The following is a 24,352-nucleotide window of genomic DNA, read 5'->3' as shown; positions in this document are numbered from 1 at the left end:
AACAAAACAGGAATCCCACTCGATAGCTGCAAGTGTTACCAGGGCCTTAAAAAAACATTCCTCACTGATTATTATAATAATAACTTGCGTATATCACCCAACAAGGATGACAACAAGCGGGTAAAACGGGCACCCTCTGCGCCATCGATTACGCGATGATCATATGAAAGCGACAACGGCAGCATGAGTCGTGGCTGAAACCCACTACCATCCCACACAGGCTGCATCGCACTCCTGGATACGCCGAGTATAGCGACCTCAGGGGCATTCACAATTGGGGTAAATGCTGTTCCCCCTATGCCACCTAAACTTGAGATGGAAAAGCACCCCCCTTGCATATCACCGGGAGCCAATTTGCCATCTCTTGCCTTAGCACTGATTGTCATCAATTCAGAAGCCAGTTCGAAAATACCTTTTTTGTCCACATCTCGAATAACCGGTACCACCAATCCATTCGGAGTATCGACAGCGACACCGATATTGACATATTTTCGATAGACCAGAGACTCTCCCTCACTATCCAGTGCTGCATTGAATGCTGGCATCTCAACCAGCGCGGCAGCAACAGCCTTCATCAGGAAAGGCATCAGAGTAAGACGGATCTGCTGCTGTTCAGCTATCGATTTCTGTGACTTACGAAAAGCCTCCAATTCGGTAATATCCGCATCATCAAATTGAGTTACATGAGGAACGGTTAACCAACAGCGGTGCAGATGCGCAGCGCTGATCTTCTTTATGCGCCCCATTGGTTGAATATCTACTTCACCAAAACGGCTGTAATCCACTTCTGGGCCAGCTGGCATTTCAAAAGCGCCGCGACCCGTTCTACCTGTCTCTCCCCGACGTAACGACTGCTTTACGAAGTTGTGTACATCATCCTTTAAAACCCTCTGTTTCGGCCCCTTACCTTTGACCAGGGAGAGATCTACCCCCAATTCCCGGGCAAGACGTCTTACCGATGGACTGGCATGAGGAACCCCTTCCCCACTGGAGATAGCCATAGCTTCAGGCACAGGCGGAACGAGTCTCTCCTTATCACCAGGACGACGGTTCGACATATCTGTCTCAGCTCCATGATCACTAGGTGATGGTGCAGGAGCCTGAACGGTTTCCAGCTCTTCAGCAGCCGGCCCTGAACCTGCATCTACCTCATCAGTGACAGTCGCATCGCTATCGCTCGATTCAATGGTAAGAATGACATCACCCTCACTGATCCGGTCACCCACCTTAACTTGTAGCTGCTTGACCTTACCCCCATGAGGAGAGGGAATCTCCATGGTTGCTTTATCGCTCTCCAGGGTCAGTAGGGACTCTTCAACGGAGACTTCGTCACCTTCGGAAACCAGGATCTCTATGACCTCTACCGATTCGAAATCACCAATATCAGGTAACAGTACATCTGTCGTTTTACCCACGTCTCGTCCTCTTTATTGCCATTCAGGCTCTATCTGTTTTTCTAATTGGCCGCACTGACCAACTCACGCCTTTTTCATAACACGCGTTACACGCTACAGGGGTTGGGCTTGTCCGGATCTATTTTATATTTCTTGATCGCCTGACTGACCACTTCCATCTCTAGCTCACCCTGGTCAGCAAGTGATTTCAAGGCAGCAATCGCCACATAGTAACGATTGACTTCAAAGAATTTTCGCAACTGACTCCGCATGTCGCTTCGTCCATACCCATCGGTACCGAGAACACTGTAGGAGCCGGGGACGAAGGGGCGAATTTGATCAGCATAACTACGAATATAATCTGTAGCTGCTACAACAGGCCCCTTCTGCCCAGAGAGCTGCTGAGTGACATAGCTGACTCTCTGTGTATCTTCTGGATGCAGGGTATTCCAACGTTCAGCTTTCAGTCCATCCCGTCGCAATTCAGTAAAACTGGTTACACTCCAGACATCTGCGGTGACTTTGAAGTCTTTTTCAAGCAGCTCAGCCGCTGCAAGCACCTCTCGTAATATTGTGCCACTGCCCAGCAGCTGAACACGTTTCTTCTGCTTGCCCCCTTTTTGCAAGAGATATAGCCCTTTGACAATACCCTCTTCCACACCATCAGGCATCTCAGGTTGAATGTAATTCTCATTCATCACAGTGATGTAGTAGAAAACATTCTCCTGATCCTGATACATCCTGCGCATACCATCCAGAACGATCACCGTCATTTCATAGGCAAACGCAGGGTCATAGGAGACACAATTGGGAATGGTTGCTGCCATAAGATGGCTATGCCCATCCTGATGCTGCAAACCCTCACCTGCCAGTGTCGTCCTACCTGCTGTGCCCCCAATTAAAAACCCGCGCGCTTGCATATCGCCCGCTGCCCAGGCCAGATCTCCGATACGCTGAAAACCAAACATGGAGTAGTAAATATAGAAGGGGATCATAGTGACCCCATGATTACTATAGGAGGTAGCAGCCGCTATCCAGGAGGACATGGCACCGGCTTCATTGATACCCTCCTGTAGTATTTGACCTTTCTTATCCTCTCGATAGAACATCACCTGGTCGGCGTCCACCGGTTCATAGAGCTGGCCAACCGAGGAGTAGATACCCAGTTGCCGGAACATACCCTCCATTCCGAATGTTCGCGCTTCATCCGGCACTATAGGTACTATCTGCTTACCCAACTTTTTATCTCTGACGAGCATATTCAGCAGACGTACAAATGCCATTGTGGTTGATTGCTCACGATCACCACTACCTTCCAACAGCGCCTTGAAATTCTCCATAGGCGGAACGGTCAAAGGTTCTACTTTGGTACGTCGTTGAGGTAGAAAACCACCCAGTTTGCTACGCTGCTCATGCATATATTTCATCTCCGGGCTATCTGCCGGAGGCTTATAGAATGGCGCCGCACCAATCTGATCATCTGAAATCGGGATATTAAATCTGTCTCGAAACGCTTTTAGAGCAGCCTCCCCCATCTTCTTCTGTGAATGGGTTATGTTCTGACCCTCTCCTGCCACTCCCATACCGTAGCCTTTGACGGTTTTTGCAAGAATTACTGTCGGCTGGCCTGTGTGTGCAGTCGCCTCTGCATAAGCAGCAAACACCTTGTGAGGATCATGTCCTCCTCTGTTGAGACGCCAGATGTCCTCCTCAGTCATATTGGCAACCATCTCTTCAAGCTCGGGATATTTACCGAAAAAATGCTCTCGGGTATAAGCGCCGCCCTTCGCTTTGTAGGCTTGATAATCACCGTCGACACACTCTTCCATACGCTTTAGTAGTATGCCGTTTTTATCCCGGGCAAAGAGAGGATCCCAATATCCACCCCAAATAACCTTCAGCACATTCCAGCCCGCTCCACGGAATACAGCTTCCAGCTCCTGAATAATCTTACCGTTACCTCTAACCGGACCATCAAGACGTTGCAGGTTGCAGTTAATGACGAATACAAGATTATCAAGACGCTCTCTGCCAGCAAGAGAAATTGCACCCAACGCTTCAGGCTCATCCATCTCTCCATCTCCACAGAAGGCCCACACCTTACGCTCCTTGCTATTGACCATTCCCCGGTCATGAAGGTAACGCATAAATCGCGCCTGATAGATGGCCATTAATGGCCCAAGTCCCATGGAAACTGTAGGAAACTGCCAGAAATTAGGCATCAACCAGGGGTGTGGATAGGAGGAGAGCCCGTGGCCATCCACCTCTTGACGAAAACTATAGAGCTGCTCTTCACTAATCCTGCCTTCGAGGTATGCTCTGGCATAGACCCCCGGAGCAGAGTGGCCTTGAAAAAAGATCAGATCTCCATCCCGCTCTTTGGTAGGGGCATGGAAAAAATGGTTAAAGCCAACATCAAACAGAGTCGCACTTGAGGCGAAGCTTGAGATATGTCCTCCAAGCTCTGTCGAGATTCGGTTCGCCTGAACCACCATCGCCATTGCATTCCAGCGTATAAAGGAACGAATACGGCGCTCCATGGCTCGATCACCGGGAAATCGCTGCTGCTTGGTTACTGGAATAGTATTGACATAAGCGGTATTGGCACTGAAGGGGAGATGAGCCCCAGATCGACGGGCCTTATCGACCAAACGTTCGATCAAAAAGTGCGCGCGTTCCACGCCCTCGTTTTCAAGGACGGCTTCAAGGGCGTCCAACCACTCTTGTGTCTCAATAGGGTCGATATCTGGTCTACTCGGCATTGTTATTCTCTAGCTGTTCAGTTTGGCGTCAGGGAATCGGGTACCCCACCGCAATATCCTATGTATCTCCAAAATCAGCAAACGGAGTACGAAAGAAAACTATTTAGATAACCAATAATTTGGATTGATCCGCGTAATATACAGCAAGACGAAGACGATTTCAGCGTTATGTGATGATTATTTTTAATGACCTAATACATTGTTTTTACAATTGAATTACAAAATATCAGGTTTGCAACAGAGTGCGACATAGATGACCGTCATCTGTTTCCTGCAGACAAAAAAAAGCGCATCCAGGAACCCCCTGGATGCGCTCTTTGATAGAAGTGATATCTAGATCAGATCTCTTTACGTGCGCCAAATGAAGGCATTTCGAAAGGCTTACGCTCCATAGCAACCTTACGACGCTCTTCCATCTGCTTCATGGATTCTGCACGACGAGTCTCCATCTCTTTAATCATTTCGTCGTGACGGACTTTAGACTCTTCCATGCGTTTAGCGATTGCTTCAGGCATTTCAGGACGGTTAGGCATGTTATCGAAATGAGCCATCATCTGCTGGCGCTGGGCTTCCTGACGCTCCTTGATAGCTTTCATTTCAGCTTCTCTGGAGGCAAAAGGATCGTTGTTGAACTGCTCAGCATACTGACGTTGTGCAGCAACAGCCTGTTCGAAAGCTTTCTGCTGCTGTTCAGCGAAAGCCTTTTGCTGTTCTGCAAATGCTTTCTGCTGATCGGCCATAGCACTCTTCTGCTCTTCAGTCAGGGCAGGTGCCTGATAGTATGGTGCATAGCCATAGTAAGGTGCATCATAGCCATAACCATTACCATAGCCACGGGCAGAACCGTTACCACGGGCGCGCATGTTGAATGAGAAGTCAAAATCTCCGGCACCGAAACCATCACCAAAAAAATCGTCACTCCAGTTATCGCCCCACCAGGCATTAACGGTTGCGGAACTGGCTGCCATAGTGATTGCTGCAGCAATGATAGAAATCTTTTTCATTTTTTTATACCCAAAAATCTGTGTTTTTAAAAACTACGCGTGTCATCTAGGCACATCCTTGTGCGAGATATCCTTTAGTAAACCGCTTTATTTAGCAGGTGCAGCAGGTGCAGCTGGCGCTGCAGGAGCAGCAGGATAGCCGTAAGGCGCATATCCGTAGCCATAAGGTGCACCATAACCATATGGGCCATAGCCATAGTAATCGCGGTAGTTGTTGTAACCACGACCATAACCAGAACCACGGGCACTACCACTCATACCAAAGCTGAAGTCACCAGAGCCATCGCCCCAGCCGTCACCCCAACCATCATTACCGTAACCACGGTTGTAGCCAGGACCACCCCACCATGCAGAAGCAGTAGCAGAAGCAACGATAAGAGCAGCAGCAGCGGCAACTTGAACGGTCTTTTTCATTTTTCACTCTCCTCGAGATAGAATGTCATCTTAGAATTTTCTGAGAAAGCAGATACCGCGTAGCTTTCAAGACATAGAATATTAGAAAATACTAAAATTAACAAATAACAATTTTCAATTGTGAATTTGTTTTAAATAGTCAATATCTAAGTAAACGACGATCAAAAGCCCCTACCCGTTTCCAGGAATGAAATAGACACCTTCTATCCTTCTATAGGGTATGGATCAGCACCAACCCACACCTTATTATGTGAGACAATAGTCCAACACACTCCCTTGACTCCGACCTGAAGCAAATAGCACCACTCAACAGAACTGATATCGAGAAATGCGCATAACACTGACGAAACCTGACGATTGGCACCTTCATTTACGCGATGATGGGGGCATGGCCTCAGTCGTAGCACACTCCGCAGAGCGGTTTGCCAGAGCGATTGTAATGCCAAACTTAAAACCCCCGGTTACCAATACCAAAATGGCTATCGAGTATCGTCAACGTATTCTTGATGCACTGCCTGACGATACCGGGTTCACACCGCTGATGACGCTCTATCTGACTGACCGACTGACATCCGCAGAGGTGATAAAGGCAAAGCAGAGTGGATATATTCATGGAATCAAGCTATACCCGGCTGGAGCAACAACAAACTCTGATGCAGGTGTCACCAAGATTCGTGCACTCTATCCTGTGTTGGAGACCATGCAAAAGGAAGGCATTCCACTATTGGTTCACGCTGAGGTAACGGATCAACAGGTCGATATCTTTGATCGTGAAAAGGTCTTCATCGACCGTCACATGACCCCACTCAGAAAGGATTTCCCGGAGCTGTCGATGGTGTTTGAACATGTCACCACCCGTGATGCTGTCGATTTTGTTATGGCAAGCGGCGGATCGATTGGTGCCACGATCACTGTGCAGCATTTGATGTTCAACAGAAACCACATGCTGGCAGGGGGTATCAGACCCCACTACTACTGTCTACCCATACTGAAGCGGGAAATACACCAGGAATCACTCATCAAAGCCGCAACCAGTGGAGATCCCCGCTTCTTTCTTGGCACTGACAGCGCCCCCCATCCCCAGCATGCCAAAGAGTGTGGCTGTGGATGCGCCGGCTGCTATACAGCCCATGCAGCAATTGAACTTTACGCTGAGATATTTGACGCAGAGAACGCGCTCGATAAATTGGAAGGATTCGCCAGTCTGCATGGCCCCGACTTTTATGGTCTACCACGTAATCAGCAACAGGTCACATTAGAAAAAGCTGACTGGGAAGCACCAGAAAGTTACCGTTTTGGTGAAGATCGGGTAGTTCCATTGAGAGCAGGTCAACCGATTCACTGGCAAATAGTCTCAGAATAGTACGAGCTGAGACTGATGGTCTCATACAGCTCAGCAAGCTACTCCTGACATCAATTACTGGGAATCATCGAACATCTGCTCATCTTCGAAGAGAGACTCATCGAACAACTCGTCATCGTCCATATGATTAGGCCCATCCATGATCATCGACCGTCGTTGCTGCAGATAGAATTCCCGGAGAAAGGCATATCTGTCCACGGCCGCTTCATCCAAGACATTACCCGCTTCCAACAGATCAGCGCGAATATCAACGAGCTGCAGTGTACTCAAGGCAAGATAAGCTGATTGTGAGGGATAGCTGATCGGATTGATTAATGTGTCACCCACTCTACCCAGGAGATCGCGTAAGGTTGTTGGACCAAGAAAAGGAACAACCAAATAGGGTGCATCCCCCATACCCCAGTAGCCTAATGTCTGCCCCATATCCTCTTTGTAGCTCGGCATCCCCATATCACTGGCCACATCGAATAACCCAAAAATACCAAGGGTTGAGTTGATGCACACCCGCCCAAGGTCTGAAAGGGCACGACCGGGTTTTAATTGCAGCAGATTGTTGGCTGCTGAAGGAATATCGGCGAGATTTCTGAAAAAATTGGTGACGCCTAAATCGATAACTGTTGGCGTGACATATCGGTAACCCTGAGCAATAGGTTTAGCGACAGCACGATCGAGGTCCTGGTTGAACTGATCTGATTTCCGATTGAACGACTCAATAGGATCGGCAGGATGCTGACTCTGGAAGCTGGCGCATCCAGATAGAAAAAGCAGAGGGATAAAGAGAGCTAGAATCCTTTTTAACACGACATACAGACTCAGTGACTAATGGTAAGAATATATTGGAAACATACAGCCCATCTTAAGCAAGAAGAAGCCGCGCTGACAGGGCGATTGTAAACCTTCGTTCCTCAGTTGGGAAAAAAAACTAAATATTCTCGAAATAGTGGTGGGTTTTCATTATCCTTGGCCGATGAATGAAACTACCTATAATATTGCCATCGCACAACGTTTCCGAGGCTATCTGCCAGTCGTAGTCGATGTAGAGACGGGTGGTTTTGACCCCTCCAAAGACGCCCTGCTTGAGATCGCAGCAACCATCCTGGCTATGGATGAACAAGGTCTACTCTATTCTGTAGAGACATATTCCTGCCATATTGAACCATTTGAAGGCGCGAATATTGATCCTAAAGCGCTGGAGTTCAATGGTATTGATCCTGACCATCCATTCCGTGAGGCACTCTCTGAAGCGCAAGGCCTGAAACAACTTTTTACACCAATCCGCAAAGCGATCAAAGCAAGTGGTTGCAAAAGGGCCATTCTTGTTGGGCATAACGCCTTTTTTGACCTCAGTTTCCTGAATGCCGCGGTGCAACGCGCTGCAGTCAAACGCAATCCTTTCCACCCGTTCAGCACTTTCGACACTGTCTCCCTTGCTGGCATGGTTTATGGCCAGACAGTGTTGGCTAAGGCGGCCAAGGCTGCTGGCATCGAGTGGGATGGTGCTCAGGCCCATTCAGCAATCTATGATACGGAACAGACAGCAAAACTCTTCTGCACCATCATCAATCATTGGCAGCAGATATCCGGCAACAACGGCCTGCCTACTAACACAGTACCAACTGATCAGACTTAGAGGCTCGTCCCAGCTAAGGGGGAGCATCAGGCCCTGCAGCGACCACCTTGCCTCAATATGTCAGGGATGGCTGTTTTTACAGCCAGTAAGTGACCCAGCCGATCTCCCCCTTTTTGATTCTCGATCAATTGTGTGGATAAAAAGCGCAGCAGAGTCGATTTAATTGGTCTTACCAATTAATAAATCGGCTAATATTTTTGAAAATATCACAATGCCGAAAAACATTATTTACCTATTAAACTCTGTTTTAATAGTCATATTCCTATTTTTTTATGTTTATTCATATAGATACAATATCTCTTCCGTTTTTCTAAAAAGCAACTAGACTCCTCTTTAATTGGTCATGCCAAATAAGAAATAGAGGCCTATGAAACAGCAACGGCTATCCGATCAAATAGCGGAAACCCTGGAAACAATGATTGCAGAAAGAGACCTTAAAGCTGGTGAAAGATTACCTGCTGAACGCGATCTCGCAGCGCAGTTAGAGGTATCCCGCCCCTCTCTGAGGGAAGCCATCCAGAAACTCAACAGCAAGGGATTGCTCTCTACCCGGCGAGGTGGAGGTACCTATGTCTGCGAGGGATTGGAACCCTCTTTTGTCGATCCATTGCTCGCTCTGCTAAGGGATCTACCTGAGTCTCGATATGATGTACTCGAAATTCGTCATGCTCTGGAAGGTACGGCCGCATACTACGCGGCTTTACGTGGCACCCAGGAAGATAAAGAGAACATCAAGGCCAGATTCAGAGAGATGATCGAACAGCACGGCAGATATACCGATCCGATGGATGAAGCCCGAGCTGATGCTGAATTCCATCTAGCCATTGTCGAAGCCTCACACAATCTTGTTCTGCTACATGTCATGCGTGGATTATTCACCTTGTTGCAAAACAGCATCAGCCACAACCTGGACAAGCTATATACTCTTCCCAAGGTCTTTGAACCCTTAAGCACCCAGCATCAACGTCTGTTACAGGCGATCCTTGACAGTGATCCGGAAAGAGCCAGGCAAGCAGCCCAGGCACATATGGTTTTCGTAGAGGAATCCCTGCAGCAAATTGACCGGGCCACAGCCAGTAAACAACGATCTCTACGTGGACTGGCTTCATAACCCCTCTTCTCCAGAGCAAACCAAGATGTCAAATCTCCCACAAAAAAATAAACCCGAAGAGATCTATTTCTACGGTACCTGTTTGATCGACCTGCTCTACCCGGAAGCCGGACTGGCTGGCATGGAGCTGATTCGCAGAGAGGGTGTTCGCGTTATCTTCCCGAATGATCAAACCTGCTGCGGACAGCCGGCCTGGAATTCCGGATACCGGGATGAAGCGAGGAAGGTTGCTGCCGCTCAATTGCGTTGTTTCGCCAAACCCTATCCAGTGGTAGTACCCTCCGGCTCATGCGCCGCTATGATCATACATCACTACCCTGCCTTGTTCAAGGATACTGCAGACTACGAAGCTGCGGTTGAACTCTCAAAACGTGTCTACGAACTTACCGAGTTTCTAGTGCGTGTTCTCGATATAAAACTCGTTGATCTGGGCGAACCGACCCAAGTTGCACTGCACACCTCCTGCTCCGCCCGCCGTGAAATGGGGGTCGCAGGAGAGCACGAAGCCTTACTGGAACAACTCGACAATGTGCAGGTTCTGCAACAATCGCACAAAAAGGAGTGCTGTGGCTTCGGCGGCACCTTTGCTATAAAACATGGCGAAATTTCCACCGCCATGGTGCGCGAAAAAGCAGCAGCGATTACTGCTACCGGCGCCACAACTTTAGTCAGCGGCGATTGCGGCTGTCTTATGAATATATCAGGACACCTGGCCCATCAAGAGCAAGAGCTGCAGAGCCAGCATATTGCGAATTTCATTTGGGAGCGCACACACCATGCAGAGTAGTGGCGATTTCCATGCTCGTGTGCGGACTGCGGTAGCAGACAGTAATTTACGCGTCAGCTTCCGCAAAGCCATGGATGGCTTTATGAGTAAGCGTCTCGATGCCTTCCCTGATGCAGAGGCCTTGGAAAGATTACGCTTACGTGGCGCAGAAATCAGAGTTAATGCATTAAGCAAACTACCGGAGCTGCTGGAACGCTTGGAGCGGCAATGCCAGGCTAACGGCATACAAGTTCATTGGGCCGAAACCGTTGAAGACGGTAACAACATCATTCTCGATATAATGCGACAACACGATGCCAGGCTGTTGATTAAGGGCAAATCCATGGTCTCTGAAGAGATGGCACTGAACCATTTCCTCGAACAACAGGGCATCGAATGTCTGGAGTCTGATCTGGGCGAATTTATTCTGCAACTTGCCGGCGAGCCACCATCTCATATCGTGATGCCAGCCATACACAAGACCGGGAAGGATATCGCCAGGCTGTTCAAGGAGAAGTTTCCAGACATCCCCTACAGTGAAGACGTCGACACCCTGACCAGAAGTGCTCGCCGAATACTGCGTCGCCGTTTCTACGAAGCAAAAGTCGGACTCTCCGGGGTCAATTTCGCAGTAGCGGAAACCGGCACGTTATGCCTGGTAGAAAATGAAGGCAACGGCCGCATGTGCACCACCGCACCTCAGGTACATATCGCTGTTACGGGTATCGAAAAAGTCGTCGAGAAACTTTCCGATGTGCCTCCCCTGCTCAGCCTATTGACCCGCTCTGCAACCGGACAAGCTATCACCACCTACTTCAATATGATCAGTTCACCCCGCAAACCTGGTGAAAAAGATGGTCCCGAAGAAGTCCATCTGGTGCTGCTCGACAATGGTCGCTCACACATTTACGAAGACGATCAACTGATCAATACCCTACGCTGCATCCGTTGCGGTGCCTGTATGAACCATTGCCCGGTCTATGCCCGTATCGGTGGCCACGCCTACGGCACCACCATTCCTGGCCCCATCGGTTCCATACTTGAACCGCAGAAACTTGGACTCGACAATATGGGTGAACTGCCCACAGCATCCACTTTATGTGGCGCCTGTGCGGAGGTCTGCCCCGTTCGCATTCCAATACCTCAACTATTGAACCGACTGCGCTACGAAAGGGTTCGCAACGACGGTACTGCTCTGACCAGAGGCCAGGGCAGCCAACGCAGCAGCCGGGAAAGTAACATCTGGAAAGCATGGAGCCTGGCACATCGGCAACCAACCATATATCGCATCGCCAGCCTTCTAGTAACCCGTCTCCGTGCATTGACGCCCAATAGGCTCGGTGCCTGGACCGAGGCGCGCAAAGCGCCCCGACCCGCCAGTCGGTCACTGCATGAACTTGCTAAAACCAATGGATTCGACAATGAGTGACGCCCGCAACAAGATATTGTCTCGACTCCGGGGGCAGCAACCTGTAATAAACGAAACAGAGCGTTATACCGCGCTTAAAACTGAACTCCCACCCGCATCGAACCTCATCGAACATTTTCGATCCCGGATGGCGTCGGTTCGAGCAGAGGTTCACTTAGTAAGCAGAGACCAGTGGCCAACCAAAGCCTCGGCCTTACTCAAAGAGAAAGGTCTGACAAAAGTTCTCTATGCTCCCGAGACCGAACTCGGTAAAACCCTGCACAATAGTTGCAGCGACGATGAACTCAGCAGACTGGTATCCCGTACAAATAGTGTCGCAGAATGGAAAGAGGAGCTGTTTTTCGACGTTGATGCCGCTATCACCTCGACTAAAGCCGGTATTGCAGAAACCGGAAGCCTTATTGTCTGGCCGACAGCAGAAGAACCACGCACCTGGTCTTTGGTTCCACCTGTACATATTGCAATATTGGATGCCGAAAATCTCTATGCTACTTTTTCCGAGGCCATGGAAGCGGGTGGCTGGCATAAACTGATGCCGACCAACCTGCTGCTCATATCCGGCCCATCCAAAAGCGCAGATATTGAGCAGACATTGGCCTATGGGGTGCATGGTCCAACCGAACTTGTAGTCCTGCTGATCACTGAGACATAGCTGATAGGTGGTGTGTAGCTGGTGAAATATGCGTGACAGGCTAAATCCAAAACAAATAAAAAAGCCCGCAATAATGCGGGCTTATGATCTATATAGATGGGTACTGATCAGTTATTCTGGATAACAATATTGGGGAATTTTGCGGCATAGTCTTTTGCCTGTAGAGAGAGTTTGGCAGCAGTCTTACGGGCGATTTCACGATAGATCTGAGAAATTCTCGCCTCTGGCTCAGCAACCACAGTAGGCTTACCACCGTCGGTCTCTTCACGAATACGAATATCCAGTGGCAGGGCACCCAACAGGTCAACATGGTACTGATTTGCCATGGACGAACCACCGCCTTCACCAAAAATGTGCTCTTCATGTCCACAGCTCGAACAGATATGGGTACTCATATTCTCCACGATACCCAAAACCGGCACTTCAACCTTCTCGAACATTTTCAAGCCTTTTCGAGCATCCAACAGGGCAATGTCCTGTGGCGTGGTTACGATCACAGCACCGGAAACAGGAACTTTTTGCGCCAGGGTCAACTGGGTATCACCCGTACCCGGGGGTAGATCCACAACCAGGTAATCGAGGCTGTCCCAATTGGTATCGTTCAGCAACTGTTCCAGGGCCTGGGTAACCATAGGGCCACGCCAGATCATCGGTGTCTCTTCGTCAATCAGGAAGCCGATCGACATCGCCTGAAGACCATAACCTTCCATCGGCTCGAGTGTTTTTCCATCCTTAGAGTCTGGCTTTCCAGTAATCCCAAGCATACGCGGTTGAGATGGGCCATAGATGTCCGCATCCAGAACACCCACTTTTGCACCCTCTTCCGCCAAAGCCAGCGCGATATTGACTGCCGTTGTGGATTTACCGACACCGCCCTTACCTGAGGCGACAGCGATAATGTTTTTTATGTTATCAATCGGTTTCAAAGCCTTTTGCACCGAATGAGCCACGACCTTGCTGCTCACAGTGACCTCAACTGACTCAACACCAGAGAGTGTCTTGACCTGATCAGTGACCGCTGATTCGATAGCATCGAAACAGCCTTTGGCAGGAAAGCCAAGTTCAATCGCAACTTTCACCTTGCCACCATCCACTTCTACACCTTTGACAGCCTTGGCTGTAACCAGGTCTTTCTCCAGATTAGGTTCGATATAAGCTTTGATCGCTTCTTTTACGGAATCTTGTGTCAGTTCAGACATCGTCAGTTACTCCTGCAAGCAGGCCTACACGTGGGCCCGTCAATATTACTGAAAACTACATGGCGGGGGATTCTACACGAAAACCAGGTAAATATACCAAGCTCTTTCCTGGGTTTTGTTTTTACAGGCAGCAGAAAACACACCTTCAGTCTCCCAAAGGTGTGTTTTACGACGTTTTATCAACAAATTAAGATTGATCAGTTCTAGGTGATCCAGATCAGACAACTTCCTTATGTTGAGCCACGCTATCCATTGTCTGCATTACATCGAGACCAGCCAGATAGCGCTCAATCAAGTGTTTGATCAGAGGTGCTACTGAATCTTGAACATCTGACTGCAGCTGATATGTAGTACGCAATATGGCAATGCCGTGAATACCACTCCAGATAGCTCGGGCAGCCAGTGCTATCTCTCCTTGAGGCAGATTATTCATGGTCAATGCGGCGATCTGTCGCTCAACCAGCTCGTAGACGCGATCCACTTTGTCTTCATGGATCTCCATCAGCAAACCTTCAGTTTGCGGCTGGTGTTCAAAAACCATACGCCAGCGATGGGCATGTTTTGAGGCATAGTCGAGATAGGTCAACCCCAGGGTGTACAAACAATCCTGAGGGTGCCGGCATTCGGTCAATGACTCACTGAGTTTCATGTAGAGCTGATCCAGGGTTCTCCCATTTACCCGTTGCACCAACTCATCGAGATTTTTAAAAACGAAATAGAGGCTACCGACTGTATATCCAATGGCTGAAGCTACCTTGCGGGCTGAAAGCCCTTCATAGCCCTGAGTTTCAATCAACTCCTCAGCCGCCACCAGTGCCATATCTTCGATTTCAGACTTGCTGTGTTCTCCCCGTCTTCCCATGTTATCTCCTAATTTAACACTATCAATGTGTTTTACAGATTTTTAGAACTTCGACCTTCCCTATCAAACAAGGGCAATGGCAATATCACACCATTTTTTATCTTCACACAGTGATCTGTCGCACACGATGAACGACTGAATGAAGATTTTTATTCAAGTATTGAGAATAGCAGTAAATATCAATTTGTCACCATTTGATAAATATATTTACTATACTATAATGCGCTATATTATCTAATTATTGTATTGTATTTTCATTTTCAGGAAACAGCTATGAGAATTAGTGAGCAGGAGAAGAGAAGCACACGTAAAAGAATCCTTATGGCTGCATCAGAAGTGATAACTGAAAAGGGATTTAAGTCGGCATCAATGCGGGAAATTGCACGCAGGGCGGAAGTTGCCGACGCAACGATTTACAACTACTTTCCAAGCAAAGAAAAGCTTTTGTATGGCTACTGCGAGAATCGTCAGGATGAGGTGGCTCAGGAACTGCGACAGATTGAGACTTTCAATGAGTACACACTGCAGGAACAGCTGCAGCAGCTGATCGAGACAGAACTGGCACTGTGGAAACCTGACCGGGAATTCCTCGCAGAAGTATTTGAATTGACCTTCTACTCTCCTGCAGCCAGCCTGGTAAACCTGGCGGAAACACGCCGTCGTTTCAATCGTATGGTGGATGAGATAATAAGCAATTCCGTCGAGGCAGGAGAGATCCCTGAACAGCCTTACCAGGAACTCATGGCACCACTCTATTGGGATTATACAACCGGCATCCTCGCTTACTGGTTACGTGATGATACTGAGGGGTTCGCCAATACCACCCGCTTAGTGGACCAAAGTGTTGAGATATTTGCGCTTGTTCTACAAACCGGAATGGTTGGAAAAGCCCTGGATCTGGTCTCATTCCTGTTTCGCACGCACCTCAGTCGAACCTTGGATGCCTTTGGAGACTACACTCGCCCCTGGATAAAAGCCAAACGACAATTCATGGCCAACCACGATGACTAAGTCGGTGCCAACAGGGAAGTTCAGGCGCACCCGCATGGCAGGTGGCGCGATACTGAAGACGGGAGGACATCACCTAACGCATATTGCCCGACGCCCGTTCCTCAATTCTGAGGCACGTAGCATAGAGAAAGAGAGTTTAGATGAGAAGACGGCTCAGATACTGTTTAACGCCCTCTCACAACTCAAAGGTACCGCCCTAAAGCTGGCCCAGATGTTGAGCATGGATAGCCATCTATTACCTGAATCGATACGCAAGCAACTTGAAAAGTCATATCATCAAGTGACCCCTTTGGGTCGCCCCCTGATACGGAAAATTTTCCTACAGGAATTTGGCACACCAGCAGAGAACATCTTTTTTACTTTTGAGCAGCAGGCTTTTGCTGCCGCCAGTCTCGGTCAGGTGCATAAGGCAACAGCCGATAACCACCACGTGCTCGCCGTAAAGCTTCAATACCCAGGCATCGACATCACCATTAATAACGATCTACAAATAATGAGGATGCTGATTAAACGTACCCCACATGCAAAACTTCTACTCTCCTCTTTGGATGAGATAGGCCATCGTTTACATGAAGAGATCGATTATAGACAGGAGGCAGACAATACAAACTGGTTTCGTGAAAGGTTACAACTCGAGGATATTGTTATTCCTGCCGTTCACTCAGACTTTTCAACAAAGCGAATATTAACAACAACCCTGTTACCTGGTGAACACCTTGATCAGTGGCTCTCTAACACCCCTGATCAAGATCAACGTAACCATTTCGCACAACGCCTATACGATCTCTTCGTTAACTCATTTTATGGGCTTAATGCTCTGCATGCAGACCCGAACCCAGGTAACTATCTGTTTGCTGGTGACGGTTCGTTGGGCTTGATCGACTTCGGCTGTGTAAGACATTTCTCAAAAAACTTTGTCGCACTGATACCAATCCTGATCAATGCCTATATGCAGAATGATGCAGAAGTAATCCTTCATACCTACCAGAAGCTAGGACTGGAAGTGAGTGATTTGAGAGCCTCTGAATTAGAGACTTTCTACAGTGAAACCCTGGAACCATTTGGAGCCTGGTTAAGCGAACCATTCAGAGCCGGGAGATTTGACTTTGGTTCACGCTCTTCACCTTACACGAAAGAGGGTATGAATATTTTCAAACAACTGAGCCGGGTTAGTAAAGTTGATGATATTGCCAATGAGTTTATCTACTTTGATCGTACACTATTTGGCCTCTATCAGATCTTTGAACGTATGGAGGCCCAGGTCAACATGGAGCATAAATGGCTAATTTAAATAAATCGCTTATCTTTGCTGGAAGTTTCAGTATGCTTGCTGCGCTCCTGCATATCACAATTATTATCGGTGGTGCTGATTGGTATCGATTCTTTGGCGCAGGAGAGGAGTTGGCCCTACTTTCAGAACAGGGCTCACTCTTACCAGCAGCAATCACAATGGCTATTACAATTATCTTTTTTACTTGGGCAATCTATGCCTTTTCAGGAGCAGGCCTAGTTAGAGACCTTCCTTGGGTTAAGCCTGCCTTGGTAGTCATAACCTTGATCTATCTTGTAAGAGGCCTTGGGATATTACCTTTACTGTTTTTTTCTCCTGATTTAGTTGATACCTTCCTGATCGTGACATCGATTATCAGTTCAGTAATCGGTATTGTTCATCTCATGGGTTATAGACAGATGATCAAGGCGCCACAATGAAAAGTAATCAACAAAAACAGCCCACCGGTAACCCCTTTAGTAGTCATAAATTCCCACTCAAAGTACGCCTGTTTTTTGCTGTAACCCGATTTTTTTTCAGCGCCTTGGGCAGCATTGCACCTACCCTCGCCGGCAAACTTGCACTACCGCTATTCATGACCCCACCTAGATTTCCTTCTCCCCGTAGAGAGATGGCAATAAAGGAGAAGGGCAAGCAGCATTACAAAACCATCGATGGAAACCGTATTGCCATCTACACCTGGGGTGAGGGTCCGGCAGTACTTCTAAGTCATGGCTGGGGAGGACGTAGCACCCATTTCTATGCACTCATCGAACTACTTGTAAGCGCGGGCTATCAGGTAGTAGCCTTCGACGCACCTGCACATGGAGAATCTTCAGGCAAGAGAACTAACGCACTTGACGTAACCAGTGCGCTGGTTGCGGTTGCTGGATCACTTGACTCTATCAAAGTGCTGATTGGTCATTCATTCGGTTGCGGCACTGCGTTGTTGGCCATCGACAGATTCGAAATCAAAGTAGAAAAACTCATACTATTTAGTTGTTTTGAAGATATCTACTGGATAACCAATCAATTCGGAGAAGCATTTGCTATGAACGAGAAAGTTACAGCTGCGATGCGAGATGAGGCGCACCGCCGATACCTGAATCGATTTGATAAACCCTGGGAGTGGCACCAACTCTCTCCTATCAATACTATTCAGCGTATCAAGACAGAGATACTCATGTTGCATGACCAACAGGATCAGGAAGTGCCCTATCAACATGCTGAAAATTTAATAGCAGTGAGTGCAGATGCTCAGCTTGTCACCACATCAGGCCTGGGACATAAGAAGATACTAAGAGATAAAGCGGTTCTGCAAACCTGTTTGGATTTTATTCAAAAGCAGTCATGAGAGCTGGGGTCTATTCCACCCAACGGTTTAACTAATCAAGTCGGCGAGTACCTTCCGGTTTTTAAGTTATCCTGGGATCGACTGTTTATCAGCAGTGAGACTGCTGATGATGACTATCATCACCAGTGATAACAGAAAACCGGGAACAATCTCATAGAGATCGAACAAACCACCTTCTAACTGCTTCCACACAATAACCGTAAAGCCACCCGTAAGAATACCGCCCAATGCACCCCAGCGGTTCATACCACGCCAATAGAGAGAGAGCACTACCGCAGGCCCGAAAGCCGCACCGAAACCGGCCCATGCGTAGGAGACCAGATCAAGTACTTTGTTCTCACGATCCATGGCCAGTAAAAATGCAATCCCAGCTATGGTGACTACAGCCAGACGACCAACGATCACCAACTCTGATTCTGAGGCCTCTCTACGAACCAGTCGATACAGGTCTTGGGTAAAGGTGCTCGACGAGACCAGAAGTTGGGAATCTGCGGTACTCATGATGGCTGCCAGTATTGCAGCAAGACAGATGCCAGCCACCAGCGGATGAAACATCACTTCCACCAGACGGATAAATACTTTTTCCGCATCATCCAGTGGAGCTTCAAAAAAAGTGATACCGATCATGCCTGTCAGGCAGGAGGCTATAAGCGCGACAAACACCCAGCTTACAGCAATGCGTCTGGCCTTGGGCACAAACCCGACCTCTTGAATGGCCTTGAACCTGGCAAGGATGTGCGGCTGGCCAAAGTAACCCAGTCCCCAGGCCATCAATGAAACAATGGCAATCAAACCCAGGGGTTCACCTTTGCTGTCGGTGAAGGGGTTGAGTAGTTCACTATTCTGTTCACCTATCATTGCAGCTATTTGACCAACAGTGCTTATATCCCCCAAAGCAAACAGAGGTATCGCAACCAGGGCAATCAACATCAAAAGACCTTGAAAGAGGTCGGTCCATGAGACCGCAAGAAATCCACCAAAAGCAGTGTATAGAATGATCACCAGTGCACCTGTAGCTACCGCCCAGAGATAGGGCAGACCAAACACAGCTTCAAAGAGCTTACCCCCAGCCACCAGACCGGAACTGGTATAGAAGAGAAAAAACAGCAATACAAAAGCAGAGGAGACCACTCTGATGATGCCACTGTTGTCTTGAAATTTATTGGCAAGGTACTCAGGCAGGGTGAGGGCATTTCCTACCTCTTCAGAAGCCGTCCTCAATCTCGCAGCAACCAGTCGCCAGTTGAGCCAGGTTCCCAACATCAGACCCAAGGCTATCCAGATCACTTCAACTCCGGCCAGATAGGCGTATCCAGGCAAACCCAACAGTAACCATCCACTCATGTCTGAGGCACTGGCGCTTAGTGCTGCTACCCAACTGCCAAGCCGCCTGCCACCCAGCACAAAGTCAGATAGATTGCGGGTACGTCGCCAGGCGATAACACCAATCCCTAAAACCACCACCATGTAGAGAAAGAAGCTTAAGCCGACCAGAAGCTGTTGATTCATTATTTCCCCTTCTAATGTGATGTAGTCAATCTACATGAGCGAATGATAACGCCGCTGGGCGGAAAAATAGCTTCAGCAGGGTCAATTCGATTAGTGTTAACAGGCCCTAGCTCAGTTTTTCTATTTTATTCAGATAGGCAGATTTCATGGCCGCTTCAAAATCCTGATTGGTCGGGTATTCAAAACCAAACACCGGCTGCCAAAGATCGTGGTTCTCCATGCAGAGATAGAAAAAAACCCGCTCATGCCAGGAGCGCAACGCCTGGTAAGCGAAACTGAACATCTGCTGTTTGATCTCTTTTGGATATGAGAGCTTACCATCACACTCTACCCAGGGCATTTGCAGAATCTTACTCTGAAAACCTTTGCGAGCGCGGAGCTGCTTTATTACCGGCTTAATGTAGGTCAGAGTACCAAGCGACACCAACACCACTTCATCCGCAGTAAAAGTCTCTTCAAGACGCTGGAAGAGTTCACCATAATCCTGTTGCCAGGCATCGTAGTGAATCATCGGATGAAGATGAAAGCCGACTAACACCCCTTTGTCGGCCATACGTCGCGCTGCATTCAGACGTTCATCAAGTGAGGCGGTCAAATGCTCCTCATGGGCGATCAGGGTCGGTGTATTCAGTGACCAGGTACAGAGAATATTACTCGGTAGATCCCTCTTTAGCAGATATTGGATATTCTTAGACTTGGTTTTCAACTCAAGAATGACATTGGGATGTCTATCTGCAAACTCGAGTAACGCATCTAAAATACCAGCCTGGTTACCCCACATCAGGGAGTCAGAGGATTGACCTGTACCGATATGGTAGAAACGCTGTGGATCGATCTCCAGCTGGGCAAGTTTTTCCGGAAAACGACTGTCAAACTTTACTTCATCACCATGATAGAAGGATTGGATACTGCAATAGCTGCAATCAAAACCGCAGTTTTCCACAGCATCCAGTGTCAGCAGATTGCAGCAGCGGGTGCGAGGAGAGGCGACAGGACAAGGCCCCAATCCCAGCCTCTCTTTTTCTGTATTTACTCGGCGGATTCTCTGTTCTGCTCTGGCGGGAACTACGGGGATGTCTGGATAGTGATTCGGCGCTTCCCGTAACTGCTGCCATTGCCCCCGCAGATGATCAAGTAACCATTTTCGATGTTGCTTGGGTGCCATGCCAGCTGGATAGTCATTCGCCCAATAGCGCTGCAGAGATCCTTCACCCCACATCGCCAGGTCTGCGGCCATGTCGCAGAGTTGTCTCAACTCCTGCTGAGTAAAACGGTGTGTGACTGCCTGTTGCTGGATGAATCGCTGCTGTTCAGGTTGCAGCCGATCTACACCTGCCTGTTGAAGCAGACCGGTAACTCTTTCGTCATGGGATAACGACTGGGACATACTGGAAGGCCTCAGCGCTTGCGCGATACAAACTTTTTCAGACGCTGCCGTTTTTGAATCTGGTGCTTGGTTAGCTTGTTTTTCTTCCCTTCATAAGGGTTGTCGCCGGAACGGAACTCAAGACGAACCGGTGTGCCTTTGAGTTTCAGCGCAGTACGAAAGCGTGAGATCAGATAGCGTTTATAGCCGTCGGGCACTTTATCCGTCTGATTACCGTGGATAACGATCAGGGGTGGATTCTTTCCTCCCTGATGCGCATAACGCAATTTAATACGCCGCCCATGAACCAGTGGTGGTTGGTGCTCCTGCACCAGGGCCTCGAGCAATCGAGTCAATTCAGGAGTAGCCAGATCACTCATGGCACTGGCGTAGACATTATCTACAAGTCTGAACAGATCCCCTACCCCAGAACCATGCAGTGCAGAGATATAGTGGTGGCGAGCAAAACTGAGGAAAGGGAGTTTTCGTTCAATTTCAGTTTTGATCCACTCCCGCTGATCCTGGGAGAGACCATCCCACTTGTTGATCACCAGGATCAACGCCCTGCCGCTCTCCAGTACATGACCAGCCAAGGTAGCATCCTGCTCACCGATCTCCTGTTGTGCGTCAAGCACCAGCAGCACTACATTCGCCTCTTGCATCGATTGCAGTGTCTTAATGATGCTGAACTTCTCTATGGCTTCTTTGATTCGTGCCCGACGTCTGACCCCTGCGGTATCGATCAAGGTGTAGTGTTTGTCGTTACGGGTGAAGGGGATGTAGATACTGTCTCTGGTAGTACCGGGTTGATCATAAGCCACCACCCGATCCTCCCCCAGCAGTCGATTAACCAAAGTAGATTTTCCTACATTGGGACGACCAACCACGGCAATCTGGATGCCTTTTTCCTCGTCAGCAATCTTCTCTTCAGGCGACGGCATCTGCTCCAGAACGCTGTCGATAAGTGAACGCACGCCCCGGCCATGAACAGCTGCAATGGCTTGTGGATCACCCAATCCCAAACGATAGAAATCACTGGCCACCAGATCTTCATCCAACCCTTCACTCTTGTTGACTGCGAGAGTTACCGGCTTTCCGGTACGGCGCAACTCCTGGGCGATGGTTTCATCACCTCCGGTACACCCCTCCCGACCATCGAGGAGAAACAGAATATGATCAGCCTCACCAATCGCCTGACGAACCTGTTGCTCCATCAGCACGTCAATTCCCACCTGGTCACCACTGATGCCACCGGTGTCCACCACCACATAGGGGTGCTTACCAAGCTTGCCAGTGCCATATTTTCGATCGCGGGTCAGCCCTGGTTGATCTGCAACCAGGGCATCACGACTGCGGGTCAGACGATTGAAGAGGGTAGATTTACCCACATTTGGGCGTCCAACCAGCGCAATAACAGGTAGCATCAGGGGTTCTCAGCTTCGGTTGGGTGAGCCTTCAGAGCTGTCAGGGTTCCACCCTCATCCAGGACATAGACCTGATCGTCGATCACCAGAGGTTGGTAACGTATCGCATCACTGCCAACTTTCACCCGCGCCATTTGACGGCCATCTTCCTGAGAGAGCCAATGGACATATCCATCGAGATCACCCACAACCAGATATTGATCAATCATGGCAGGTGCCGTCAGACGTCGGGCATGCAGTGCTTTCTGCTGCCACAAAGTAGCACCATTGGTGGCATCAAGTGACCAGACATGGTCTTCTTCATCTGTGACGAATAGCTGCCGCCAGGAAGCATCAAGACCGGCATGTGAGGAGATGCTCCGTCGCCACAGCACAACCCCGCTGGACTCCGATACAGCAGCAACTTCACCCTGGAAGGCAGTGACATATACCGTGCCCTCCACCAGTTTGGGATCAGCATCGATATCGACCACACGTTCCAGTTCAGTACGACCTTTAGGTGTGGAAATCGAAGCCTCCCAGGCCACCACACCCGCGTCAAGAGTCAAGCCAATCAGCTTGCCCCCTGCAAATCCGGATACCACCAGTGAGTTACTGATTGCAGGTGAACTGTCACCACGAAGCGACAATACCGGGACACTACGGTCATAGAGCCAACGGCGCTCTCCGCTATCCGCTGCATAGGCAGCCACACCGCCATCGCCAGTCCGGCAGACAATATAGCCGCCACCGATTGCAGGGACAGACAAAACTTCACTGCCTACCCGCTTACGCCAACGTTCAGTACCATCAGCACTGTTGAGCACAATCAGCTCTGCCTCCATTGTGCCAACGGCTAAAAAACCTTCTCCAATCCCAGGCCCGCCACTCAATGGGCTATCTATATCCACTGACCAGAGTGTATCCCCGGTTTTCATGTCGATAGCATAGATTTCACCAGAAGGCTCGGCCAGATAAAGCTGATCATATTCATGGGCAGGGGGCAATTTCAATTGCGCCCCATCACCCCCTTCAAAATCCTCATCCCAAATGGATTCAATTCGAAGCTCTTGCTGTAACTCCACCAGTTCAGATGGCGGATCAGCATTATCTTTACCTGTGAAAATACTGCAGCCAGTCACTAGCAGCATGGGTAACCAGATCAGGTGACGAATCATCTTGGCCTCAGGGTGTGGCAACGGCCAGATCATCGAGCTTCATCTGCAGCAGAGCCCGGTCACTGATATCTTTTGTCATAGCCTCGGTATAAGCTGCAGCAGCCGCCACAAGATCGCCCTTCGCATGGGCAATATCTCCACGAAGTACCGCAAATTCACCTGCAAAACCGCCAGATTCGATAGCAGCCTGCTGCTCAGCAGCGTCAAGATCACCTTCATCAAGCAGGATTCTGGCGAGGTTGAGTTGTGCCATCTGGGTCAGTGCAGGAACTTTACTCTCCTTGATGACCAACTCCAGTTTCGATTTGGCTGCAGCGCTGTCACCCGCCTCCATCAGCAGACGGGCTTCTGACAATCCGGCGAACAGTGCATAGCTGCTACCATCAAAGTTTTGTTTCAACAACTCGGCCTGTTTAGCGGCAGATTCGTTATCACCACGCTGCACCGCACTGACCAACTGGCTGAAGGCTACCGAGGCCTCACCGCCAACACGATCCTGATAGTTACCCCAAGTCTGCCAGCCAAAAACGCCACCCAACCCGATCACCAATCCGGCGATCACTGAGGTACCGTTCTCTTTCCACCAGCGCTTGATGGCTTCGACCTGTTCTTCTTCGGTCTGATATGTGCTCATAAGTCTCTAACCCATTCAACTCAGTTGATTATTTGATTTCA

At 49.0% G+C, this 24,352-nt stretch carries 22 protein-coding genes; 10 read left to right on the top strand and 12 right to left on the bottom strand.

The window, feature by feature from the left end; genetic code table 11:
• Positions 1 to 71: 71 nt before the first annotated feature.
• From aceF to AC4IFB_RS15920, 4 genes are all read right to left on the bottom strand, one after another.
• Positions 72 to 1,415, bottom strand: coding sequence for a dihydrolipoyllysine-residue acetyltransferase (gene aceF, locus AC4IFB_RS15935; RefSeq protein ID WP_490776599.1), 1,344 nt, complete (start codon positions 1,413 to 1,415; stop codon positions 72 to 74).
• Between the two features lie 86 nt (positions 1,416 to 1,501).
• Positions 1,502 to 4,156 (bottom strand): pyruvate dehydrogenase (acetyl-transferring), homodimeric type, encoded by a 2,655-nt coding sequence (aceE, locus tag AC4IFB_RS15930; protein ID WP_490776598.1) that lies wholly within the window; start codon positions 4,154 to 4,156, stop codon positions 1,502 to 1,504.
• Between the two features lie 338 nt (positions 4,157 to 4,494).
• The gene (locus tag AC4IFB_RS15925) at positions 4,495 to 5,160 is read right to left on the bottom strand and encodes a sulfur globule family protein (RefSeq protein ID WP_490776597.1); all 666 of its coding nucleotides are present in this window, start codon (positions 5,158 to 5,160) and stop codon (positions 4,495 to 4,497) included.
• Between the two features lie 87 nt (positions 5,161 to 5,247).
• Entirely contained in the window at positions 5,248 to 5,574 is a 327-nt protein-coding gene (locus AC4IFB_RS15920; protein ID WP_490776596.1) for a sulfur globule family protein, read from the bottom strand.
• Between the two features lie 328 nt (positions 5,575 to 5,902).
• Here AC4IFB_RS15920 and pyrC point away from each other — a divergent pair, with 328 nt between their 5' ends.
• On the top strand, positions 5,903 to 6,937 hold the full coding sequence (gene pyrC / locus AC4IFB_RS15915; protein ID WP_490780693.1) for a dihydroorotase: 1,035 nt from the start codon (positions 5,903 to 5,905) through the stop codon (positions 6,935 to 6,937).
• Between the two features lie 54 nt (positions 6,938 to 6,991).
• On the opposite strand, the gene AC4IFB_RS15910 is transcribed toward pyrC, so the two are convergent.
• The gene (locus AC4IFB_RS15910; RefSeq protein WP_490776594.1) at positions 6,992 to 7,738 is read right to left on the bottom strand and encodes an MlaA family lipoprotein; all 747 of its coding nucleotides are present in this window, start codon (positions 7,736 to 7,738) and stop codon (positions 6,992 to 6,994) included.
• A gap of 166 nt (positions 7,739 to 7,904) precedes the next feature.
• Between AC4IFB_RS15910 and rnt the strand changes: the two genes are divergently transcribed.
• From rnt to AC4IFB_RS15885, 5 genes are all read left to right on the top strand, one after another.
• Positions 7,905 to 8,567 (top strand): ribonuclease T, encoded by a 663-nt coding sequence (rnt, locus tag AC4IFB_RS15905; RefSeq protein WP_490780692.1) that lies wholly within the window; start codon positions 7,905 to 7,907, stop codon positions 8,565 to 8,567.
• A 367-nt stretch (positions 8,568 to 8,934) separates the two neighbouring features.
• A complete protein-coding gene (locus tag AC4IFB_RS15900; protein WP_490776592.1) occupies positions 8,935 to 9,678 on the top strand; it encodes an FCD domain-containing protein in 744 nt (247 codons plus the stop codon).
• Positions 9,679 to 9,703: 25 nt separating this feature from the next.
• The gene (locus tag AC4IFB_RS15895) at positions 9,704 to 10,465 is read left to right on the top strand and encodes a (Fe-S)-binding protein (protein WP_490780691.1); all 762 of its coding nucleotides are present in this window, start codon (positions 9,704 to 9,706) and stop codon (positions 10,463 to 10,465) included.
• Entirely contained in the window at positions 10,455 to 11,873 is a 1,419-nt protein-coding gene (locus AC4IFB_RS15890) for a LutB/LldF family L-lactate oxidation iron-sulfur protein (protein ID WP_490780690.1), read from the top strand. The genes AC4IFB_RS15895 and AC4IFB_RS15890 overlap by 11 nt, the downstream gene beginning before the upstream one ends.
• Complete coding sequence (locus AC4IFB_RS15885; RefSeq protein WP_490776589.1) at positions 11,866 to 12,525, top strand: LutC/YkgG family protein; 660 nt, start codon at positions 11,866 to 11,868, stop codon at positions 12,523 to 12,525. The genes AC4IFB_RS15890 and AC4IFB_RS15885 overlap by 8 nt, the downstream gene beginning before the upstream one ends.
• Before the next feature lie 107 nt (positions 12,526 to 12,632).
• Here the strand turns inward: AC4IFB_RS15885 and apbC are convergent, their stop codons facing one another.
• Positions 12,633 to 13,724 carry an iron-sulfur cluster carrier protein ApbC gene (gene apbC, locus AC4IFB_RS15880; protein ID WP_490780689.1) on the bottom strand — a complete coding sequence of 364 codons (1,092 nt, stop codon included), beginning with the start codon at positions 13,722 to 13,724 and terminating at the stop codon, positions 12,633 to 12,635.
• A gap of 217 nt (positions 13,725 to 13,941) precedes the next feature.
• Positions 13,942 to 14,586: a TetR/AcrR family transcriptional regulator gene (locus tag AC4IFB_RS15875; RefSeq protein ID WP_490776587.1), complete on the bottom strand. Its 645-nt coding sequence runs from the start codon at positions 14,584 to 14,586 to the stop codon at positions 13,942 to 13,944.
• A 273-nt stretch (positions 14,587 to 14,859) separates the two neighbouring features.
• Between AC4IFB_RS15875 and AC4IFB_RS15870 the strand changes: the two genes are divergently transcribed.
• From AC4IFB_RS15870 to AC4IFB_RS15855, 4 genes are read left to right on the top strand one after another with little or no spacing between them, the layout of a single operon-like run.
• A complete protein-coding gene (locus AC4IFB_RS15870; protein WP_490776586.1) occupies positions 14,860 to 15,597 on the top strand; it encodes a TetR/AcrR family transcriptional regulator in 738 nt (245 codons plus the stop codon).
• Positions 15,590 to 16,888, top strand: a complete 1,299-nt coding sequence (locus AC4IFB_RS15865; protein WP_490780688.1) for an ABC1 kinase family protein — start codon at positions 15,590 to 15,592, stop codon at positions 16,886 to 16,888. The genes AC4IFB_RS15870 and AC4IFB_RS15865 overlap by 8 nt, the downstream gene beginning before the upstream one ends.
• Entirely contained in the window at positions 16,876 to 17,307 is a 432-nt protein-coding gene (locus AC4IFB_RS15860) for a hypothetical protein (protein WP_490780687.1), read from the top strand. Before AC4IFB_RS15865 ends, AC4IFB_RS15860 begins: the two co-directional genes overlap by 13 nt.
• Positions 17,304 to 18,221, top strand: a complete 918-nt coding sequence (locus tag AC4IFB_RS15855) for an alpha/beta hydrolase (protein WP_490780686.1) — start codon at positions 17,304 to 17,306, stop codon at positions 18,219 to 18,221. Before AC4IFB_RS15860 ends, AC4IFB_RS15855 begins: the two co-directional genes overlap by 4 nt.
• A 66-nt stretch (positions 18,222 to 18,287) precedes the next feature.
• On the opposite strand, the gene putP is transcribed toward AC4IFB_RS15855, so the two are convergent.
• The 5 genes from putP to AC4IFB_RS15830 form a co-directional block, all read right to left on the bottom strand.
• On the bottom strand, positions 18,288 to 19,730 hold the full coding sequence (gene putP / locus AC4IFB_RS15850; protein ID WP_490780685.1) for a sodium/proline symporter PutP: 1,443 nt from the start codon (positions 19,728 to 19,730) through the stop codon (positions 18,288 to 18,290).
• A gap of 106 nt (positions 19,731 to 19,836) precedes the next feature.
• Positions 19,837 to 21,117: an SPL family radical SAM protein gene (locus tag AC4IFB_RS15845; protein ID WP_490780684.1), complete on the bottom strand. Its 1,281-nt coding sequence runs from the start codon at positions 21,115 to 21,117 to the stop codon at positions 19,837 to 19,839.
• An 11-nt stretch (positions 21,118 to 21,128) separates the two neighbouring features.
• Positions 21,129 to 22,520, bottom strand: a complete 1,392-nt coding sequence (gene der, locus AC4IFB_RS15840; protein ID WP_490776580.1) for a ribosome biogenesis GTPase Der — start codon at positions 22,518 to 22,520, stop codon at positions 21,129 to 21,131.
• A complete protein-coding gene (gene bamB / locus AC4IFB_RS15835; protein ID WP_490780683.1) occupies positions 22,520 to 23,710 on the bottom strand; it encodes an outer membrane protein assembly factor BamB in 1,191 nt (396 codons plus the stop codon). Before bamB ends, der begins: the two co-directional genes overlap by 1 nt.
• Entirely contained in the window at positions 23,685 to 24,311 is a 627-nt protein-coding gene (locus AC4IFB_RS15830; protein ID WP_490780682.1) for a YfgM family protein, read from the bottom strand. Before AC4IFB_RS15830 ends, bamB begins: the two co-directional genes overlap by 26 nt.
• Between the last annotated feature and the right edge of the window lie 41 nt (positions 24,312 to 24,352).

The organism is Candidatus Thiodiazotropha sp. AKIB8 (assembly GCF_058244675.1).
Note: the sequence above shows the minus strand (reverse complement) of the source record. Positions and strands in the feature narration are given on the sequence as shown.

What these genes read in the sequence shown, in the direction of transcription:
- aceE (WP_490776598.1), bottom strand. Translation starts at nt 4,156, where the DNA reads ATGCCGAGTAGACCAGATATCGACCCTATTGAGACACAAGAGTGGTTG.
- apbC (WP_490780689.1), bottom strand. Translation starts at nt 13,724, where the DNA reads ATGTCTGAACTGACACAAGATTCCGTAAAAGAAGCGATCAAAGCTTAT.
- bamB (WP_490780683.1), bottom strand. Translation starts at nt 23,710, where the DNA reads ATGATCTGGCCGTTGCCACACCCTGAGGCCAAGATGATTCGTCACCTG.
- putP (WP_490780685.1), bottom strand. Translation starts at nt 19,730, where the DNA reads ATGAATCAACAGCTTCTGGTCGGCTTAAGCTTCTTTCTCTACATGGTG.
- pyrC (WP_490780693.1), top strand. Translation starts at nt 5,903, where the DNA reads ATGCGCATAACACTGACGAAACCTGACGATTGGCACCTTCATTTACGC.
- AC4IFB_RS15870 (WP_490776586.1), top strand. Translation starts at nt 14,860, where the DNA reads ATGAGAATTAGTGAGCAGGAGAAGAGAAGCACACGTAAAAGAATCCTT.
- AC4IFB_RS15865 (WP_490780688.1), top strand. Translation starts at nt 15,590, where the DNA reads ATGACTAAGTCGGTGCCAACAGGGAAGTTCAGGCGCACCCGCATGGCA.
- AC4IFB_RS15875 (WP_490776587.1), bottom strand. Translation starts at nt 14,586, where the DNA reads ATGGGAAGACGGGGAGAACACAGCAAGTCTGAAATCGAAGATATGGCA.
- AC4IFB_RS15900 (WP_490776592.1), top strand. Translation starts at nt 8,935, where the DNA reads ATGAAACAGCAACGGCTATCCGATCAAATAGCGGAAACCCTGGAAACA.
- AC4IFB_RS15830 (WP_490780682.1), bottom strand. Translation starts at nt 24,311, where the DNA reads ATGAGCACATATCAGACCGAAGAAGAACAGGTCGAAGCCATCAAGCGC.
- AC4IFB_RS15925 (WP_490776597.1), bottom strand. Translation starts at nt 5,160, where the DNA reads ATGAAAAAGATTTCTATCATTGCTGCAGCAATCACTATGGCAGCCAGT.
- AC4IFB_RS15895 (WP_490780691.1), top strand. Translation starts at nt 9,704, where the DNA reads ATGTCAAATCTCCCACAAAAAAATAAACCCGAAGAGATCTATTTCTAC.
- AC4IFB_RS15885 (WP_490776589.1), top strand. Translation starts at nt 11,866, where the DNA reads ATGAGTGACGCCCGCAACAAGATATTGTCTCGACTCCGGGGGCAGCAA.
- AC4IFB_RS15920 (WP_490776596.1), bottom strand. Translation starts at nt 5,574, where the DNA reads ATGAAAAAGACCGTTCAAGTTGCCGCTGCTGCTGCTCTTATCGTTGCT.
- AC4IFB_RS15845 (WP_490780684.1), bottom strand. Translation starts at nt 21,117, where the DNA reads ATGTCCCAGTCGTTATCCCATGACGAAAGAGTTACCGGTCTGCTTCAA.
- AC4IFB_RS15890 (WP_490780690.1), top strand. Translation starts at nt 10,455, where the DNA reads ATGCAGAGTAGTGGCGATTTCCATGCTCGTGTGCGGACTGCGGTAGCA.
- AC4IFB_RS15855 (WP_490780686.1), top strand. Translation starts at nt 17,304, where the DNA reads ATGAAAAGTAATCAACAAAAACAGCCCACCGGTAACCCCTTTAGTAGT.
- rnt (WP_490780692.1), top strand. Translation starts at nt 7,905, where the DNA reads ATGAATGAAACTACCTATAATATTGCCATCGCACAACGTTTCCGAGGC.
- AC4IFB_RS15860 (WP_490780687.1), top strand. Translation starts at nt 16,876, where the DNA reads ATGGCTAATTTAAATAAATCGCTTATCTTTGCTGGAAGTTTCAGTATG.
- der (WP_490776580.1), bottom strand. Translation starts at nt 22,520, where the DNA reads ATGCTACCTGTTATTGCGCTGGTTGGACGCCCAAATGTGGGTAAATCT.